The 17,394-nt window shown below is 72.2% G+C and carries 16 protein-coding genes and 1 riboswitch; of the genes, 9 read left to right on the forward strand and 7 right to left on the reverse strand.

From position 1 onward, the window contains the following. Positions 1-6: 6 nt before the first annotated feature. The 4 genes from DN069_RS07270 to DN069_RS07285 all read right to left on the reverse strand — a co-directional run bounded on the left by DN069_RS07270 (position 7) and on the right by DN069_RS07285 (position 3,734). The gene (locus DN069_RS07270) at positions 7-330 is read right to left on the reverse strand and encodes a DMT family transporter (RefSeq protein ID WP_111500022.1); all 324 of its coding nucleotides are present in this window, start codon (positions 328-330) and stop codon (positions 7-9) included. 119 nt (positions 331-449) lie between these two features. Beyond that, positions 450-1,481 carry a ribosome small subunit-dependent GTPase A gene (rsgA, locus tag DN069_RS07275; RefSeq protein WP_111500023.1) on the reverse strand — a complete coding sequence of 344 codons (1,032 nt, stop codon included), beginning with the start codon at positions 1,479-1,481 and terminating at the stop codon, positions 450-452. Positions 1,482-1,491: 10 nt separating this feature from the next. Then, positions 1,492-2,871 (reverse strand): 3-phosphoshikimate 1-carboxyvinyltransferase, encoded by a 1,380-nt coding sequence (gene aroA, locus DN069_RS07280; protein ID WP_111500024.1) that lies wholly within the window; start codon positions 2,869-2,871, stop codon positions 1,492-1,494. Between the two features lie 152 nt (positions 2,872-3,023). Continuing rightward, positions 3,024-3,734 (reverse strand): M50 family metallopeptidase, encoded by a 711-nt coding sequence (locus DN069_RS07285; protein ID WP_111500025.1) that lies wholly within the window; start codon positions 3,732-3,734, stop codon positions 3,024-3,026. A gap of 172 nt (positions 3,735-3,906) precedes the next feature. Here DN069_RS07285 and DN069_RS07290 point away from each other — a divergent pair, with 172 nt between their 5' ends. The 7 genes from DN069_RS07290 (at position 3,907) to def (ending at position 10,787) form a co-directional block, all read left to right on the forward strand. Continuing rightward, positions 3,907-4,671 (forward strand): SOS response-associated peptidase, encoded by a 765-nt coding sequence (locus DN069_RS07290; protein ID WP_111500026.1) that lies wholly within the window; start codon positions 3,907-3,909, stop codon positions 4,669-4,671. 75 nt (positions 4,672-4,746) lie between these two features. Beyond that, a complete protein-coding gene (locus DN069_RS07295; RefSeq protein WP_111500027.1) occupies positions 4,747-5,520 on the forward strand; it encodes a sigma-70 family RNA polymerase sigma factor in 774 nt (257 codons plus the stop codon). Further along, positions 5,517-5,828: a mycothiol system anti-sigma-R factor gene (gene rsrA / locus DN069_RS07300; protein ID WP_111500028.1), complete on the forward strand. Its 312-nt coding sequence runs from the start codon at positions 5,517-5,519 to the stop codon at positions 5,826-5,828. The genes DN069_RS07295 and rsrA overlap by 4 nt, the downstream gene beginning before the upstream one ends. Positions 5,829-6,149: 321 nt before the next feature. Further along, positions 6,150-7,505 carry an HD-GYP domain-containing protein gene (locus DN069_RS07305; RefSeq protein ID WP_111500074.1) on the forward strand — a complete coding sequence of 452 codons (1,356 nt, stop codon included), beginning with the start codon at positions 6,150-6,152 and terminating at the stop codon, positions 7,503-7,505. Between the two features lie 335 nt (positions 7,506-7,840). After that, on the forward strand, positions 7,841-9,013 hold the full coding sequence (locus DN069_RS07310; RefSeq protein ID WP_341538451.1) for an HD-GYP domain-containing protein: 1,173 nt from the start codon (positions 7,841-7,843) through the stop codon (positions 9,011-9,013). Between the two features lie 148 nt (positions 9,014-9,161). Next, entirely contained in the window at positions 9,162-10,124 is a 963-nt protein-coding gene (locus DN069_RS07315) for a tetratricopeptide repeat protein (RefSeq protein WP_111500030.1), read from the forward strand. A 63-nt stretch (positions 10,125-10,187) separates the two neighbouring features. Then, complete coding sequence (gene def, locus DN069_RS07320; protein WP_111500031.1) at positions 10,188-10,787, forward strand: peptide deformylase; 600 nt, start codon at positions 10,188-10,190, stop codon at positions 10,785-10,787. A 54-nt stretch (positions 10,788-10,841) separates the two neighbouring features. Here def and DN069_RS07325 read toward each other — a convergent pair whose 3' ends face one another. The 3 genes from DN069_RS07325 to DN069_RS07335 form a co-directional block, all read right to left on the reverse strand. Next, complete coding sequence (locus tag DN069_RS07325; protein WP_111500032.1) at positions 10,842-11,870, reverse strand: ribonucleotide-diphosphate reductase subunit beta; 1,029 nt, start codon at positions 11,868-11,870, stop codon at positions 10,842-10,844. After that, entirely contained in the window at positions 11,870-14,245 is a 2,376-nt protein-coding gene (locus tag DN069_RS07330; protein ID WP_111500033.1) for a ribonucleoside-diphosphate reductase subunit alpha, read from the reverse strand. Before DN069_RS07330 ends, DN069_RS07325 begins: the two co-directional genes overlap by 1 nt. A 143-nt stretch (positions 14,246-14,388) precedes the next feature. Beyond that, positions 14,389-14,524: riboswitch (cobalamin riboswitch) on the reverse strand. A gap of 96 nt (positions 14,525-14,620) precedes the next feature. After that, entirely contained in the window at positions 14,621-15,136 is a 516-nt protein-coding gene (locus DN069_RS07335; protein ID WP_111500075.1) for a GNAT family N-acetyltransferase, read from the reverse strand. Positions 15,137-15,287: 151 nt separating this feature from the next. On the opposite strand from DN069_RS07335, the gene DN069_RS07340 reads away from it, so the two are divergent. After that, positions 15,288-15,884 carry a hypothetical protein gene (locus DN069_RS07340; protein WP_133259841.1) on the forward strand — a complete coding sequence of 199 codons (597 nt, stop codon included), beginning with the start codon at positions 15,288-15,290 and terminating at the stop codon, positions 15,882-15,884. 61 nt (positions 15,885-15,945) lie between these two features. Next, on the forward strand, positions 15,946-17,373 hold the full coding sequence (locus DN069_RS07345) for an alkaline phosphatase family protein (protein WP_111500035.1): 1,428 nt from the start codon (positions 15,946-15,948) through the stop codon (positions 17,371-17,373). The last annotated feature ends 21 nt before the right edge of the window (positions 17,374-17,394 follow it).

Genomic DNA, 17,394 nt, shown 5'->3' on the forward strand with positions numbered 1-17,394 from the left:
TGAGGCTCAGTGACCGCCGCCGCTGAGCTGGAGGCCGATCACGCCCACCAGGACCAGTGAGATCGAGACGAGCTTGAGCACGGAGACGGCGTCGCCGAGCCAGATCATGCCCACGGTCGCGGTTCCGGCGGCGCCGATCCCCGTCCAGACGGCATAGGCGGGGCCGACGTCGAGGGTCTTCAGCGAGAGCGTCAGCAGGCCGAAGCTGCCGAGGGCGAAGCAGGCGAAGCCGACGGTGGGCCAGACCCGGGAGAATCCGTCGCTGAGCTTGAGACAGACGGCGAAGCCCGTCTCCAGGATCCCCGCGACGACCACCAGCAGCCAGGCCACAGCACCCTCCGGAGTCCGACGGCCACGTCCCACCATGATCGATGCGGGGCCGGCCGTCGGCATCTCGAAGAAGTGCCGCGAGCACGTACTGCGGGCAGGTGCCGGGACGTCAGTCGCCGTCAGTCGCCCTCGCGGGCTTCGCGGGTGGAGAGGAGACGACGCAGGGAGTAGAGGCGGGCCGGGTCGGCGTGGCCGTCGGCGACCCAGGCGTCGAGGGCGCAGTCGGGTTCGTCGTGGGAGCAGGCGCGCGGGCAGTCGGCGGTGCCGGGTTCAAGATCCGGGAAGGCGTGGATGACCCGGGACGGCTCGATGTGGGAGAGGCCGAAGCTGCGGAAGCCGGGGGTGTCGATGACCCAGCCGGACTCCTGGCCCTTCGCCGCCGGCAGGCGCAGCGCCAGCGCGGAGGTCGTGGTGTGGCGGCCGCGGCCGGTGACGGCGTTGACGTCGCCGGTCTGCCGCTGGTGGTCCGGGACGAGCGCGTTGACCAGCGTCGTCTTGCCGACGCCGCTGTGGCCGATGAAGACGGTGGACAGGCCGCGCAGCAGCTCGCGCACGGCCTCGGCGCCCTCGGCGGCGAGGGTGTCGCGGCTGGTGACGACGTGGCGGACGCCCAGCGGCGCGTAGGTCTCCAGCAGCGGTCCGGCGTCCGCGAGGTCCGCCTTGGTCAGCACGAGCAGCGGCTCCATGCCCGCGTCGTACGCGGCGACCAGGCAGCGGTCGATCAGGCGGGGGCGGGGCTCGGGGTCGGCCAGGGCGGTGACGATGGCGAGCTGGTCGGCGTTGGCGACGACGATGCGCTCGTAGGGGTCGTCGTCGTCCGCGGTGCGGCGCAGCACGGACTCGCGCTCCTCGACGCGGACGATGCGGGCGAGGGAGCCGGCCTCGCCGGAGACGTCGCCGACCAGGCCGACCCGGTCGCCCACCACGACGCCCTTGCGGCCCAGCTCGCGTGCCTTCATCGCGGCGATCTCGCGCTCGCGCTTGGTGCCGTCGTCGACCAGGCAGGTGAACCGGCCGCGGTCGACGGTGAGGACCATGCCCTCGGCGGCGTCCTCGTGCGTCGGCCGGATCCGCGTGCGCGGACGCGAGCCGCGACGCGACGGGCGTTGGCGGATGTCGTCCTCGTCGGCGTCCTTGCCGTAGCGGCGCATGGCGGTACCCCTAGCCCTTTCCGCCCGCCGACGAGCCCGTCGCCGTCGATGCGCCCTTCGCCGTCCCGCCCGTCGCGTCGGTGCCCAGCAGCCCGGCCCAGAGCTCGGGGAAGTCGGGCAGCGTCTTGGCGGTGGTGGCGATGTTCTCGACCTGGACGCCCGGGACGGCCAGCCCGATCACGGCGGCCGCGGTGGCCAGGCGGTGGTCCTCGTAGGTGTGGAAGACGCCGCCGTGCAGCGGGCGCGGGACGATGCGCAGGCCGTCCTCGGTCTCGGTGACGTCGCCGCCCAGCGCGTTGAACTCGCGGGCGAGCGCGGCCAGCCGGTCCGTCTCGTGCAGCCGCAGGTGCGCGATGCCGCGCAGCGTGGAGGGGGAGTCGGCGAGCAGGGCGACGGCGGCGACGACGGGGGTCAGCTCGCCGACGGCGTGCAGGTCCGCGTCGATGCCGTGGACGGTGCCGGTGCCGGTGAAGCGCAGGCCGTCGGGGGTGAACTCGCAGGCACCGCCCATCCGTGTGAACAGGTCCCGCAGCTCGTCACCCGGCTGGCTGGTCCGCTCGGGCCAGTCCCGGACGGTCACGGTGCCGCCGGTGATCAGAGCGGCGGCCAGGAACGGCGCGGCGTTGGAGAGGTCGGGCTCGACCACCACGTCGCGGCCGAGCAGGGCTCCGGGCGTGACCCGCCACACGTCCGGCTCGCCGCCGTCCTCCGGGGCGTCGACCTGGGCGCCGGCGGCGCGCAGCATCTCCACCGTCATCCGGATGTGGGGAAGCGAAGGCACTGGCTCGCCGACGTGCCGCACCTCGACGCCGTGCTGGAAGCGGGAGCCGGAGAGCAGCAGCGCGCTGACGAACTGGGAGGAGCTGGACGCGTCGACGGTGACCGTGCCGCCGACCAGGCCGCCGGTGCCGTGCACGGTCATCGGCAGGGCGCCGCGGCCGCCGTCCTCGATGCGGGCGCCGAGGGCCCGCAGCGCCTGGATGACACCGCCGAGCGGGCGCTCGTGGGAGCGCGGATCGCCGTCGAAGTGGACGGGGCCGTCGGCCAGGGCCGCGACCGGCGGCAGGAACCGCATCACGGTGCCGGCGTTGCCGACGTCCACGGTGGCCGGTCCGCCGAGCGGTGCGGGCAGCACCCGCCAGGCCTCGCCGCCGCCGCCCACGCCGCTGCTGGAGTTGAGGGTGTCCTCGACGCCGACGCCGAGGGCGCGCAGACCCTCGGCCATGAGCAGGCTGTCGCGGCTGCGCAGCGGGCGTCGGACGTAGCCGGGCTGGGCGGCCAGCGCCGCCAGCACCAGCGCGCGGTTGGTCGCGGACTTGGAGCCGGGCACGGTGACCACCGCGTCCACGGGATCGGTCGCGGTCGGGGCGGGCCAGTGCAGCTCGGTCATGAGCACACAGCTTAGGCCCCGAACCGGTCCGGGTTCGGAACGGCGATCGGGGCTGGGTCGAAGCCGGGTCGCATCACGCCGGGGTCGTCAGCCGGACTGATCACCCGGACTGATCACGCGGAGTGATCAGCCGGAGTGGTCACCTTGAGTGGTCAGGGGAGCAGCCAGCGCGCGCCGAGGGCGAGGGAGCCGAGCGAGACGACCAGGAAGAGGCTCACCCACAGGATGCCGGGCAGCCGGGTGAGGCGGGCCAGCTGGTCCGCGTCGGAGTCCCTGGCCTGGCCGCGGGCGCGCTTGGTCTGCAGCTCGACCACCGGCCGGACGCCGCCGAGCAGCAGGAAGAAGACGCTCAGGTAGGCGAACGCGCCCTGCAACTGCGCCCCGCCGAACCAGGAGACGGCGAAGCAGAGGCCGCCGGTGACGAGCACGGTCAGCACGCCGAAGGCGTTGCGGACCTCGATCAGTACGCCGAGGAGCAGCGCCACCACCGCCCACAGCAGCGCGGTGGTGTGACCGGCGGAGAGCAGCCAGGCGCCGACCAGGCCCAGCAGGGAGGGGGTGAGGTAGCCCGCGGCGGCGGTGAACACCATGCCGGGGCCGTAGGGCTTGCCGGAGGAGACGGTCAGTCCGCTGGTGTCCGAGTGGAGCCGGATGCCGTGCAGGCGGCGGCGCATCAGCAGCGCGACCAGGGCGTGGCCGCCCTCGTGCGCGATGGTCACCACGTTGCGGCTGAGCTGCCAGACGGCCCGCCACCCGACCGCGAGGAGCGCGACGGCGGCCATCGCCCAGACCACGGCGGAGCCCGGCGCGGCCTGCGTGCCGGTCACCTGGTCCCAGACCTGGCTGATGCTGTGCGCCTGCATGTCGTTGTGTCCCCTGCTTTCCGGTGCCTGCGGGCCTGCGGTCGATCAACGAGGCGAGCAAGCGTGCAGCCTCGCACACGTGGACGCCGTGGGGCCAGGCCGTGGTTCAGCCGCGGTGCGGGAGTGGGGGTTGTCACTCCGATCGGAGCCGCGACCTGGCAAGGTGGAACTCATGTGCGGACGGTATGCGTCGAGTCGGAAGCCCGAGGACCTGGTCGAGCTCTTCGAGGTGAAGAGCTGGAACGCGCAGGAGACCCTCGTGGCCGACTACAACGTCGCGCCGACCAAGGACGTGTTCGCGGTGCTGGAGCGCCCGGTCCGGGAGCTCGGGCCGGAACCGGTGCGGCAGCTGCGGGTGCTGCGCTGGGGCCTGGTCCCGTCCTGGGCGAACGACCCGGGCGTGGGCGTGAAGATGTTCAACGCGCGGGCCGAGACCATCCACGAGAAGCCAGCCTACCGTCGCGCGTTCACCACCCGGCGCTGCCTGCTCCCCGCCGACGGCTACTTCGAGTGGCACACCCCCGAAAAGGAGCCCGGTCAGAAGAAGGCGCCGAAGAAGCAGCCGTACTTCGTGTCACCCAAGGACGGCGCGGAGATGGCCTTCGCGGGGCTGTACGAGTTCTGGCGGGACCGGAACGTGCCCGAGGACGACCCGGCGGCCTGGCTCACGACCTGCACGGTCATCACCACGGAGGCCGAGCCCGAGCTGGCGCGCGTGCACCCGCGGATGCCGCTGGTCCTGCCGCGCGAGCGCTGGGACGACTGGCTGGACCGCTCGCTCACCGACGCCGACGAGCTCCAGGCGCTGTTGGTTCCGCCCGCGCCGGGCCTGATGGAGCTGCGGCCGATCGGGCCGGCGGTCGGCAACTTCCGCAACAACGGGCCCGAGCTGCTGGAACGCGTCGAGCCCGAGGAGAGTGTGGAGACGCTCTTCTGAACGGGAATGTTCGGCGCGGCGTCCTGGTTGTCGCCACTGACACGATCGATTGCACACGTCAGTGGAAGGCAGCTCATGGTCGCAGCAGCATGCCCCGCCCGTCCGGAGGAGAACGCCCAGACGCTCCTTGCGTGGGCCGAGTGGCCTGCGGCGGGCGATTCCGCGCCGAGCCCGATAGTCTCCTTGGCGAGCACGAACGGCATCGCTGAGGAGGTGGGTCCGGTCGCCGAGAACGAAAGCGTGGAGACCGAGGCGGAGCGTGCACAGCGCTTCGAGCGGGACGCTCTGGGCTACCTGGACCAGCTGTACTCCGCCGCGCTGCGGATGACCCGCAACCCGGCCGACGCCGAGGACCTGCTCCAGGAGACCTTCGTCAAGGCGTTCGCCTCGTTCCACCAGTTCCGTGAGGGCACGAATCTGAAGGCCTGGCTCTACCGCATCCTGACGAACACCTTCATCAACTCCTACCGGAAGAAGCAGCGCGAGCCGCAGCGCACCGGTGCGGACGAGATCGAGGACTGGCAGCTCGCGCGGGCCGAGTCGCACATGTCGACCGGTCTGCGGTCGGCCGAGGCGCAGGCGCTGGACCACCTCCCGGACAGTGACGTGAAGGAAGCGCTGCAGGCGATCCCGGAGGAGTTCCGGATCGCCGTGTATCTCGCGGACGTCGAGGGCTTCGCGTACAAGGAGATTGCCGACATCATGGGGACACCCATCGGTACGGTGATGTCCCGACTGCACCGCGGGCGCCGCCAGCTGGGGTCCCTGCTGGAGGACTACGCCCGTGACCGCGGGCTGGTCCCGGCCGGAACTGGCACGGGGGATGACCGGAAAGGCGCGGACTCATGAGCTGCGGCAATCACCACGACACTCCGTGCGAGGACGTGCTCGACCACCTGTACGAGTACCTCGACAACGAGATGGGCGCAGCGGAGTGCGCGAAGCTGCGCGAGCACCTCGACGAGTGCAGTCCCTGCCTGGAGAAGTACGGGCTGGAGCAGGCGATCAAGGCCCTGGTGAAGCGCAGCTGCGGTTGTGACACCGCGCCGGTCGACCTGCGCGGCAAGGTGCTGGCCCGCATCGAGCGCATCCGGGCCGGGCTGCCCGTCGAGGGCGACGTCCTCTCCGAGCCCGCGTCCGCGCCGGTGACGGAGTAGCGGCTGCGGCGTCGGCCGGCGTTCGACGGCGGCGTTCGGCACCGTTCGCGACACTGAGCCGCCGCCACCGGGTACGTGACCTTCAGGGGCGCGGGGCGAGAGTGCCCCGCGCCCCTCGCGTTCACCATGAGCGGCCGGTGTGAAGAAAACGTGCTGCTGTGTCCGCATCAAGCCGGTGGGCCTGGGTAGGCAGTCACCCGATCGTGGAGTTTTTCGCCGAACGGCCGCTGCTGTGCGGTCGCTGTGCGATGAACTGAGGCTGGGCCTGGGGACCATGGCGAAAGCGGAGCAGAGTCGGTGGCGGAGGCGGGCGGACAGCTCCTGGCGCGTGGGGGGCGCGTTTACGCGGGGGCGGTGATTGTCGGGGCGTTGGTGTGTGTCGTGGCCGGCGGGGTCGGTGCGGGGCCCTGGAGCCGGGTCGCGGTATTAGCGGCGTTGCACCTCGGCTGCGATTGGCTGGTGCGGCGTCAGACGCGGGTGGGGGCGGCGGCCGCCGGGGCCGTCGCCGCCGGAGAGGCGAGCGCGCGCTGGGCGGCGTTCTTTCCGGTGCTGCTCGCGGCGGCGACGCTGCTGCGGCCGGGGTCGGCCGCGCTCGTGCCGGTGCTTGGCGCGGTGCTCGCGCCCGCCGCGCCGCCGCGGGCGCTGCGCCGGGCCTGGAACGCGGCGCAGCTCGCGCTCGGGACGTTCGCGGCGTCGGCGGTCTTCCACGGGCTGGACGGGCCGGCGCAGCTGGCCCGGCATCAGTTCCCGGCGGTGCTGGGCCCGACGGTGGTGGCGGCGCTGGTCTTCTGCGTGGTCTCCGGGGTGCTGGCGGCCGGGATCAGGATCACCGCGGAGCGGGCGGACCCGCGCACGGTGTGGCACGGCGTGCTGCTGCGCTCGCTGGTGCCGTGCCTCGGCTACGGGCTGATCGGGTTGATGATGGCGGTGCTGTGGCAGGGCCGGTACGGCGTGTTCTCGGCCGTGCTGGTGCTGCTGCCGCTGACGGTCTCCTCGTGGGTCTTCGCGCAGTTCCAGCGGGAGGAGGCCGCGCATCAGGCGACGGTCAGCGCGCTGGTGCAGGCGGTGGAGATCAAGGACGAGTACACCCGGGGTCACAGCGAACGGGTCAGCCGCGCGTCGGTGCTGATCGCGCGGGAGCTGCGGATGGCGGAGGAGCGCGTCGCCTCGCTGCGGATCGCGGGCGTGCTGCACGACATCGGCAAGCTGGGCGTGCCCACGCGGCTGCTGAGAAAAAACGGTCCGCTTACGGACGACGAGCACGAGGCGGTGCAACTGCACCCGACGTTCGGGCACGAGATGGTGCGCGGCATCGGCTTCCTCGGGGAGGCCCGGCAGGGCATCCTGCACCACCACGAACGGCTGGACGGCCGCGGCTACCCGTCCGGGCTGGCGGGCGATCAGATCCCGGAGTTCGCCCGGGTGATCGCGGTCGCGGACGCCTTCGACTCGATGACCTCCACCCGCTCCTACCGGCGCGGCCGGCCGGTCGAGGAGGCGGTGACGGAACTGGAGCGCTGCGCGGGCAGCCAGTTCGACCCGACCATGGTCGCCGCCCTGATCCGCGCGGTACGGCGCCACGGCTGGCGCCCCGCCCAGCCCCGCCCGGGCGACGAGGCCGCGCCGGACCTCCCGCTGGGCATCCGCGAGCCGAGCCGCGCGGGCGTCGTGGGATGACCCCGGAGGACTCCGCCGGCTGCCGGGCCACCACCCCCCAGTCGGCCCAACCACCGCTGCCGCCCCAGCAGCGGCCGCAACCCGAGACGGACCAGCCGCCTGTGCCCGCGCAGGGGGAGCCCGCGAGCGCAGCTCCCGCGGAGGCGACGGCTGGGCCCTCCGGCCGGCGTGAGCCCGCGCCGCGCCCTCGCGAGCGGCACCTGCCGGGGCCGAGGCCCGGCGCCGGGTCCACCACCACCTTGGCGGGTCAGCCCCGGGAAGCCCCGGGCGGGCGGTGGCGGGGTGGCGTGGTGCACGTCGGGGCCACGTTGCTGGTGGTGGGTTCACTCGCGTGGGTGAGTGTGTTCGGGTTCGTCGAGCCGTGGATCGCGTTCGCGTTCGGGTTGTTCGTCGCCGTCGGGGAGCTGGCGCGGACGCCGTTGCCCGGGGAGCGGGAGCAGGCGCCGCTCGGGGCGGCCGGGGCGCTGGCGTACGCGCTGCTCGGCAGTCTCGCCGGGGCGCGGACACACCACGGCGTGGCGCAGGTGGTGCTGGTCTGCACCCTGGGAGCACTGATCGGCGCCGTTCCCTGCCTGGTCCGGCGCCGACGGGCGAACTGGGGGTCGGTGTCGCGGCGGACCCTGAGCGTGGGCTTCGCGGCGCTGCTGTTCCAGCCGCTCTACAACAGCGGCGCGCTGCTGCGCTGCGGCCTGGAGCACGGGCCCGGCTCCGCCGCGTACGTGGCGGTGTGCGCGCTGCTGTCGGCCGTCGTGGACGTGTCGCTGGCGGCGCTGCTCTCGGACGCGCCACTGCGGCGCGCGCTGCGGGACGAGGCGACGGCGCTGCTGCGGATCGGTTCGGCGGTCGCGGCCACCGGGGTGGTGATCGCCATCGCGGCGGGGGAGATCGGGCTGTGGGCGCTGCCGCTCTTCTCGGTGCCGCTGCTGCTGACCTTTGCCGGGTTCCGCCGCTACGCGGCGATCCGGGCGACGCAGCGGCAGACGATCGCGAGCCTGGCGCGGGCGACCGAGGTGGCGGGGTACACGCTGCCGGGCCACGCCCGCCGGGTCGCCGAGCTGGCCTGTCGGGTCGGCCGCGAACTGGGGCTGCCCGACCAGGAGTTGCTGCTGCTGGAGTACGCGGCGCTGATGCACGACATCGGCCAGCTCTCGCTGGTCGATCCGATCCCGGGCGGGGCGACCGCGCTGCTGGAGGACGCCGAGCAGCGCCGGATCGGTCGGCTCGGCAGCGAGGTGATCCGCAGGACGGGGGTGCCGCCGCAGGTGGCCGAGATCGTGGTGCGCGCGGCGGAGCCGTACCGCCGTGCGGACGGGCGGGTCGTCCTGGACCTGCCGGTCGCGGCGCGGATCGTCCGGGTGGTCAACGCCTACGACGACCTTGCCTGCGACGACCCGGGCCCAGCCCGGCGCGAGGAGGTGCTGACACAGTTGCGGGCGGGAACCGAGCGTGACTACGAGCCTGTTGTGGTGGAGGCGCTGGCCCGTGTCTGTCAACGGATCTCCGGGTAGGCAGCGGGCAGGGGGGTGCACGTGGTTGGATGCAGAGGCAGGGCCTTGCGGGTCCATGCGTCGACCTGTGGATGTGGCAACGCAACGTGTGCACGCCCCTGGCGTAGCGGGTACGCCGGGTGCTGGGACCGACAAGCGGCAGGCTGAGGTGAAGATCTTCAATCGAGCACGGCAGAGGCCGTCCGCCAGCTGGCGGCAGACCACCGACCGCGCCTTCACCCTCATCGGGGACGGTCGGTTGGACGACGCCGGCGCACTGCTGGTCCGTGCGACGGACCTGGAGCCCTGGCTCTCCGACTCGTGGTTCAACCTGGCGTTGCTGCACAAGTTCCGCCGGGACTGGGACCAGGCGCGCGCGGCGGGGCTGCGCGCGGTCGCGCTGTTGGACCGCGGCAGCGGTGTCGGCGCACCCGACTGGTGGAACCTCGGCATCGCCGCGACGGCCCTGCAGGACTGGGCGCTGGCGCGCCGCGCCTGGCAGGCCTACGGCCTGCGCGTCCCGGCCGGGGACGGCCCGGTCGCCCTGGATCTGGGCACCACGCCGGTGCGGCTCTCGCCGGAGGGCGAGTCCGAGGTCGTGTGGGGCCGAAGACTGGACCCGGCGCGGGTCGAGGTGCTGAGCATCCCGCTGCCGTCCTCCGGGCGGCGCTGGGGCGAGGTGGTCCTGCACGACGGCTCCCCGCACGGTGAACGGGTCGCGGACGGGGTGCCCTTTCCCGTCTTCGACGAGATCGAGCTGTGGGCGCCGTCGCCCGTTCCGACGCACGTGGTGCTGCTGCAGGCGGCCACGGAGGCGGACCGGGACGAGCTGGAGCGCCTGGTCTCCGAGGCCGGCTACGCGGCGGAGGACTGGACGTCCTCGGTGCGGCTGCTGTGCCGCGCCTGCTCGGAGAGCCGGATGACGGCCGACGACGGCCACAGCGGTGCGCACGACCCCCACGACGACGGCCCGCTGGGGCGGCTCAGTCACCACGCGCAGGGGGAGCTGTGGGTCCCCGAGCGCGAGTGCGGCCTGGCCGCGCCGGCCGGGCTGGTCCAGCAGCTGCTGGACCGCTGGGTCGCCCTGTCACCCGGGCGCCGGGCCTATCGGGACCTTGAGGAAGTCTGCTGACGTGCCACGTACCCTTTGACGCAGGACTGAGCGACCAGCTCGGGATTCGTTGAAGGCGAGAGCATGTCGGAAGAGCAGTTGGAAGCGCCGCAGCAGGTGATCGGTGAGGAGCCGGACACCTCGCGCGGTACGGTGCGGCCGATCACGGTGGTCGGGAACCCGGTCCTGCACCACCCGTGTGCCCAGGTGACCGAGTTCGGCCCCGAGCTGCACGCGCTGATCGACGACATGTTCGTCAGCATGTACGCCGCCGAGGGCGTGGGGCTGGCCGCGAACCAGATCGGGGTCGGGCAGCGGGTCTTCGTCTACGACTGCCCGGACGACGACAACGTGCGCCACATCGGTGTCGTGGTGAACCCGGTGCTGGACGACCTGGAGCCGTCCCAGCGGAACCTGGACGACGGAAACGAGGGCTGCCTGTCCGTGCCGGGCGCCTACGCCGAGCTGCCGCGGCCGGACGTCGCCGTCGTGCGCGGCCAGGACAAGGACGGCAAGGACGTCGTGGTCGAGGGCACCGGCTTCTTCGCCCGCTGCCTGCAGCACGAGACGGACCACCTGAACGGCTACCTGTACATCGACCGCCTCTCCAAGCGTGACCGCAAGGACGCGCTGCGTCAGATGGAGGAGAAGTCGCCGCGGTACCAGGTCGTGCCGAACGAGTGAGTCAACCGAAGAGGCGCGTCCACCCGCACGGGTGAACGCGCCTCTTCTGCGTTCTTAGAAGTCGTCGTCGAAGGAGACGGAGCCCTCGACGGCGATCTGGTAGGCCGAGACCCGGCGCTCGAAGAAGTTCGTCAGCTCCTGGACGTTCTGCAGCTCCATGAAGGCGAACGGGTTCTCCGAGCCGTAGCGGATCGGCAGCCCGAGGCGGGCCAGGCGCTGGTCGGCGACGCACTCCAGGTACTGCCGCATCGACTCGGTGTTCATGCCGGGCAGGCCCTCGCCGCACAGGTCGCGGGCGAACTGGAGCTCGGCCTCGACGGCCTCCTCCAGCATGGCGGTCACCCGCTTGCCCAGCTCCTCGTCGAACAGGTCGGGCTCCTCGGCGCGGACGGTGTCGACGACGCGGAAGGCGAAGTCCATGTGCATGGACTCGTCGCGGAAGACCCAGTTGGTGCCGGTCGCCAGGCCGTGCAGCAGGCCGCGCGAGCGGAACCAGTACACGTAGGCGAAGGCGCCGTAGAAGAACAGGCCCTCGATGCACGCAGCGAAGCAGATCAGGTTGAGCAGGAAGCGCCGGCGGTCCTCCTTGGACTCCAGCGCGTCGATCTTCTCGACGCTGTCCATCCAGCGGAAGCAGAACTGGGCCTTCTCGCGGATGGAGGGGATGCTCTCCACCGCGTCGAACGCGGCCGCGCGGTCCTCCGGGTCGGGCAGGTAGGTGTCCAGCAGCGTCAGGTAGAACTGGACGTGCACGGCCTCCTCGAAGAGCTGGCGCGACAGGTACAGGCGCGCCTCCGGGGAGTTGATGTGCTTGTAGAGGGTCAGCACCAGGTTGTTGGAGACGATCGAGTCGCCGGTCGCGAAGAACGCGACCAGGCGGCCGATCATGTGGCGCTCGCCCTCGCTGAGCTTGGCCAGGTCCGCGACGTCGGAGTGGAGGTCGACCTCCTCCACGGTCCAGGTGTTCTTGATGGCGTTGCGGTAGTGCTCGTAGAAGTCCGGGTAGCGCATCGGACGGAGCGTCAGCTCGAAGCCCGGGTCCAGGATGTTCTTCTTCTTGGCGGTGCTGTCGGTGGCGGTCATTACTGGCAGGCCTCGCAGGACTCGGGGTTCTCCAGGGAGCAGGCGACGGCGTCCGCCTCCGTCACGACCTGGGCGGTGGCGGTGGTGGCCGCGCGGGCGATCCGGGTCGCCGGGCGCGAGCGCAGGTAGTAGGTGGTCTTCAGGCCGACCTTCCAGGCGTACGCGTACATCGAGCTGAGCTTGCCGATGGTGGGCGCGGCCATGAAGAGGTTCAGCGACTGGCTCTGGTCCAGGTACGGCATGCGGGCCGCGGCCAGGTCGATCAGCGCGCGCTGCGGGAGCTCCCAGGCGGTGCGGTAGAGGCGCTTGTACTCCTCCGGCAGGTCGGTGATCTCCTGGGCGGAGCCGTTGCCCTCGCGCAGCTCCTCCCGGGTGATCGCGTTCCACAGGCCGAGCTTCTTCAGGTCCGCCACCAGGTACGGGTTGACCTGGAGGAACTCGCCCGAGAGCGTCTCGCGCTTGAAGAGGTTGGAGACCTGCGGCTCGATGCACTCGTAGACGCCGGCGATGGACGCGATGGTCGCGGTCGGGGCGACGGCGAGCAGCAGCGCGTTGCGCAGGCCGGTCTCCGCGACGCGGGCGCGCAGCGCCTCCCAGCGCTCGGGCCACTCGGTCGTCACGGCGAAGTGGTCGATGTGGAGCTGGCCGCGGGCGGCGCGGGTCTCCGCGTAGGCCTCGTGGCGGCCGAGGCGCTCGGCCAGCTCGCAGCTGGTCTCGTAGGCGGCCAGCATGATCCGCTCGGAGATCTTCGTGGACACCGCCTTCGCCTCGGCGGAGTCGAACTCCAGGCGGAGCTTGAAGAAGACGTCCTGCAGGCCCATCATGCCCAGGCCCACCGGGCGCCAGCGGGAGTTGGACGTCCCGGCCTCGGGGGTCGGGTAGAAGTTGATGTCGATGACCCGGTCGAGGAAGGTCACCGCGGTGCGGACGGTCGCGTCGAGGCGCTCCCAGTCGATCTCGCCGTGTCCGTCCACGAACGCGCCGAGGTTGACCGAGCCGAGGTTGCAGACGGCCGTCTCGGAGTCGTCGGTGACCTCGAGGATCTCGGTGCACAGGTTGGAGGAGTGGACCGTGCGGCCGGGCAGCGCGGTCTGGTTGGCGGCGCGGTTGGAGGCGTCCTTGAAGGTCATCCAGCCGTTGCCGGTCTGCGCGAGGGTGCGCATCATCCGGGCGTAGAGGGTACGGGCCGGGATGGTGCGGACGGCCTTGCCGGCCTGCTCCGCCTTGACGTACGCGGCGTCGAACTCGGCGCCCCACAGGTCGACCAGCTCGGGGACGTCGCCGGGGGAGAAGAGCGACCACTCGGTGTCGGCGTCGACGCGGCGCATGAACTCGTCCGGGATCCAGTGCGCCAGGTTCAGGTTGTGCGTGCGGCGCGCCTCCTCGCCGGTGTTGTCGCGCAGTTCGAGGAACTCCTCGATGTCCGCGTGCCAGGTCTCCAGGTAGACGCAGGCCGCGCCCTTGCGCCGGCCGCCCTGGTTGACCGCCGCCACCGACGCGTCCAGCGTGCGCAGGAACGGGACGATGCCGTTGGACTGGCCGTTGGTGCCGCGGATCAGCGAACCGCGGGAGCGGACCCGGGAGTAGGACAGGCCGATGCCGCCGGCGTGCTTGGACAGGCGGGCGATCTGCGCGTAGCGGCTGTAGATCGAGTCCAGTTCGTCGAGCGGCGAGTCCAGCAGGTAGCAGGAGGACATCTGCGGGTGCCGGGTGCCGGAGTTGAACAGCGTCGGCGAGCTGGGCAGGTACTCCAGCCGGCTCATCAGCCGGTACAGCTCGGCGACCTCGGCCACGGACTTCGCGTCCCCGCCAACCTCGAGCCCACACGCCACGCGCAGCATGAACTGCTGCGGGGTCTCGATGACCTGACGGGTGATCGGGTGGCGCAGGAGGTAGCGGGAGTACACCGTCCGCAGGCCGAAGTACTCGAAGCGGTCGTCGCCGTGCGGGTCGACGACGGCGTCGAGGGTGTCGGCGTGGGCGGCGACGAAGGCGGCGGTGGTGTCGCCGATCAGGCCCTCGCGGTGGCCGACCGCCACGGAGGCGGCGAAGCAGGTCGCGCCCTGGCCGGCGGCCTCCTCGCGGATCTCCTCGGCCAGCAGGCGGGCCGCGAGGCGCGAGTACTGCGGGTCCTCGGCGATGAGCGCGGCGGCGGACTCCATGGCCAGGCCCCGCAGCTCCGCGTAGTCGGCCTTGGCGCTGCGTCCGCGCAGCGCGGCGGCGGCCACGCGGCCCGGGTCGACGGCGGGCAGGTCGGCGGAGCGCTCGGTCAGGGTGACCAGCAGCGCGGTGCCGGGGGCGTCCCTGCCGGCGTCGGATCCCCGGTCGGATTCCCGAACAGGCTGGGGCAGGGTGGGGACGGCGGTGTCCGTCATGTACGCGCACGCTCCTCGTTGGCGGCCGGTGGCTGAGGGTCGCTCAGCCGGATCGCGTGAGAAGGCAGGCGGGAACAGGGCAGCACGAGGCCAACCCGTCGGCCCACCCACGAGGCCCGGCGTTGCGGCGCCACGGCCGGGCAGGCCGGGGCGCGCTGACGGCAGGTCCTCGGACTTGCGGCAGGCCACCTGTGGTCTTGGCCGTGGCAGCCGCTCACCGTTGCGGGGCAGTTCCGGATTCACACCGGCTTCCCCTGCGTCGACAGCGAGCATGAGCATACATCTAGTGGCGAGTGCGTCGTGCAGCACCAGATGTTGTGTCGCGGATCGACTCGTTCGAGTGACCGTTCGATCACGCGCGCAGCCGACGGGGCGTCAGCCGACGGCGCTCCGGAGCTCCAGCGCGTAGGTGACGAGGTCGATGCCGGGGACGGGCGACCAGTCGCGATCGGGGGTGCGGACGAAGCCCAGGCGCTCGTAGATCCGGTGAGCGTGGGTCATGCCCGGCTGGGTGGACATGACGATCCGGGTGAGCCCGAGCTCGGCGGCGCGGGCGATGACCGCACGGACCATCAGCTCCCCGATGCCGCGTCCGCGCGCCGCCGGGTCGGGCGCGACGGCGAGCATCCGGAACTCGCCCTCGTGCCCCTCGGCGATGTCGGCGTAGGGGGAACCGGGCGCGGCGAAGGTGACCGAGCCGAGCACCGCCCCCGTCTCCTCGTCGACGGCGACAAGCAGCTCCGCCTTCTCGGCCCGGTCCGCCGGGTCGCGCAGCAGCTTGGCGTAGTCGGCCTCGCGGCCGATGTGGCCGTCCGCGATGAAGGCCTCGGCCACGAGGTGACCTGCGGCGTCGTACTCGGAGGGAAGGGCGGGGCGGACGACGATGCTCATCCTTGAAGTCTGCACGATCCCCGTCCGGGGTCCGTGCGGGGGTCGCCGGAAGGCGCGACCGAGCGTCACGTGCCATGGTCGTTGAGTGATGAACTGGCGACACATCAGGAGCACCGGGCCGGCGGCCGCGGCGATATGCGCGGCGATCGCAGTGGCCGGATCGATCGCGCTGCCGACCGCCGCGTCCGCGGCGAGCCCGGCCCATCGGACGCGCACGGCGGCAAGACAGGCGGCCGCCCCCGCCGCGCAGCCGCCGAAGGCCTGTCCGGGCGCGACCAGGTCCAACCCGGTGGCGGTGACCCTGCGCGGGGTCCGCTCCGCGTACGCGGCGGGCGGGCGTTGGTCGACGCTGCGGCTCAGCCTGCACAACGGCACCCGCGCGGTCTGCGGGCAGCTGCGGCCCGTCCTCGTCTACGGCGCGCGCAACCGCACGCTGCGCCCGGACGCTGTGCGGCTGCAGACGCGGATCGGCGGGCACTGGCGGTCCGTCACGCTGAACGCGGCGCTCGGCGAGCTGGCCGGCACGGTCGGGCCGACGAACGGCCTGCGGCTGGCTCCGGGCCGGACCGTCATGCTCACGGTCCGGATGCGGCTGGCCGCCGGCGCGCCGCGCGGTGAGTGGCTCTCGCTCGCGGTGGCCTACGCGCCGCTGCAGAGCAAGGGCACCACGGTGACCTGGCCGGTCGGGGTGACCAATCCGGCGTACTTCCGGGTGGTCGGCGGCCGGGGCGCGGCGCGGGCCACATAGTTTCCACAAAGCCGCTGCCTACCGTGCGAGACGTCCCGACGGGCGAGCGCGGAGGCACGGCATGCGAGGCATCCGGAAGTTCGGCGTGTTCACAGCGGCGGCGGCGCTCACCGCCGCCTGTACCAGCGGCGGCAGCCCCGGCGCTCCCACCGCGTCCGCCGCCCCGGCGGCGGCGGGCATCCACGCGATCAAGCACGTCGTCGTGATCATGCAGGAGAACCGCTCCTTCGACTCCTACTTCGGCACCTATCCCGGCGCGGACGGGATCCCGGCCGGGGTCTGCGTGCCCGACCCGGCGCACGGCGGGTGCGTCAAGCCGTTCCACGACAGCAACGACCGGAACACCGGCGGCCCGCACGGCGCGACGAACGCGACCGCCGACGTGAACGGCGGGGCGATGAGCGGCTTCGTCGCACAGGCCGAGGGCGGCCGGAAGGGCTGCACCGACCCGAACAACCCGGCCTGCAGCACCGGCACGGCGACGACCGACGTCATGGGCTACCACGACGGCTCGGACCTCCCCAACTACTGGGCCTACGCCAAGAACTACGTGCTGCAGGACCACATGTTCGAGCCGAACGCGTCCTGGTCGCTGCCGGCGCACCTCTTCCTGGTCTCCGAGTGGTCCGCGTACTGCACGCAGCACGACAACCCGTCCAGCTGCACCAACGCGCTGCAGAATCCGGGTCTTCCGCCAGACTTCAGGTCCGGGCGGAAGAAGGCCGTGCAGCCGGCCGGGCCGCCGATCTACGCCTGGACCGACCTCACCTACCTGCTGCACAAGGACCAGGTCCCCTGGGGCTACTACGTGATGACGGGCTCCGAGCCCGACTGCGAGGACGCCACCGCGCTGACCTGCTCCCCGGTCCGGCAGAACGCGAAGACCCCGGGCATCTGGAACCCGCTGCCGTACTTCGACACCGTCAAGGCGGACCACCAGGAGGGGAACATCCAGTCCCTGGACGCCTTCTACAGCGCGGCCAGGTCCGGCACGCTGCCCGCGGTCTCCTGGATCTCCCCGGCGGGCCAGGTCAGCGAGCACCCGCCGGGCCTGGTCAGCGCGGGCCAGTCCTACACCACCAACCTGATCGACACGATCATGAAGGGTCCCGACTGGGACTCCACCGCCATCTTCCTGACCTGGGACGACTGGGGCGGCTTCTACGACCACCTCACCCCGCGGTCGGTGGACGCCAACGGCTACGGGCTGCGGGTGCCGGGCCTGGTGATCAGCCCCTACGCGAAGCAGGGGTACATCGACCACCAGACCCTCTCCTTCGACGCCTTCGACAAGTTCATCGAGGACGACTTCCTGCACGGTGAGCGCCTCGACCCGGCCACCGACGGCCGCCCCGACCCGCGCCCCGACGTCCGCGAGAACGCCTCCCAGCTGGGCGACCTGAGCTCCGACTTCGACTTCACCCAGAAGCCGCGGGCGCCGCTGCTGCTGCCCGTCGATCCGCGGACCGATCTCGTGGCCCCGCACTGACTCCCCGGGCGGCCGCCCGTC

The organism is Streptacidiphilus pinicola (assembly GCF_003258295.1).
In the GTDB taxonomy this organism is placed as follows: Bacteria; Actinomycetota; Actinomycetes; order Streptomycetales; family Streptomycetaceae; genus Streptacidiphilus; species Streptacidiphilus pinicola.

Excerpts from the sequence above, each read along its gene's own strand:
- rsgA (WP_111500023.1), bottom strand. The coding sequence starts at position 1,481 with ATGCGCCGCTACGGCAAGGACGCCGACGAGGACGACATCCGCCAACGC.
- aroA (WP_111500024.1), bottom strand. The coding sequence starts at position 2,871 with ATGACCGAGCTGCACTGGCCCGCCCCGACCGCGACCGATCCCGTGGAC.
- DN069_RS07285 (WP_111500025.1), bottom strand. The coding sequence starts at position 3,734 with ATGCAGGCGCACAGCATCAGCCAGGTCTGGGACCAGGTGACCGGCACG.
- DN069_RS07290 (WP_111500026.1), top strand. The coding sequence starts at position 3,907 with ATGTGCGGACGGTATGCGTCGAGTCGGAAGCCCGAGGACCTGGTCGAG.
- DN069_RS07295 (WP_111500027.1), top strand. The coding sequence starts at position 4,747 with ATGGTCGCAGCAGCATGCCCCGCCCGTCCGGAGGAGAACGCCCAGACG.
- rsrA (WP_111500028.1), top strand. The coding sequence starts at position 5,517 with ATGAGCTGCGGCAATCACCACGACACTCCGTGCGAGGACGTGCTCGAC.
- def (WP_111500031.1), top strand. The coding sequence starts at position 10,188 with ATGTCGGAAGAGCAGTTGGAAGCGCCGCAGCAGGTGATCGGTGAGGAG.
- DN069_RS07325 (WP_111500032.1), bottom strand. The coding sequence starts at position 11,870 with ATGACCGCCACCGACAGCACCGCCAAGAAGAAGAACATCCTGGACCCG.
- DN069_RS07330 (WP_111500033.1), bottom strand. The coding sequence starts at position 14,245 with ATGACGGACACCGCCGTCCCCACCCTGCCCCAGCCTGTTCGGGAATCC.
- DN069_RS07335 (WP_111500075.1), bottom strand. The coding sequence starts at position 15,136 with ATGAGCATCGTCGTCCGCCCCGCCCTTCCCTCCGAGTACGACGCCGCA.
- DN069_RS07345 (WP_111500035.1), top strand. The coding sequence starts at position 15,946 with ATGCGAGGCATCCGGAAGTTCGGCGTGTTCACAGCGGCGGCGGCGCTC.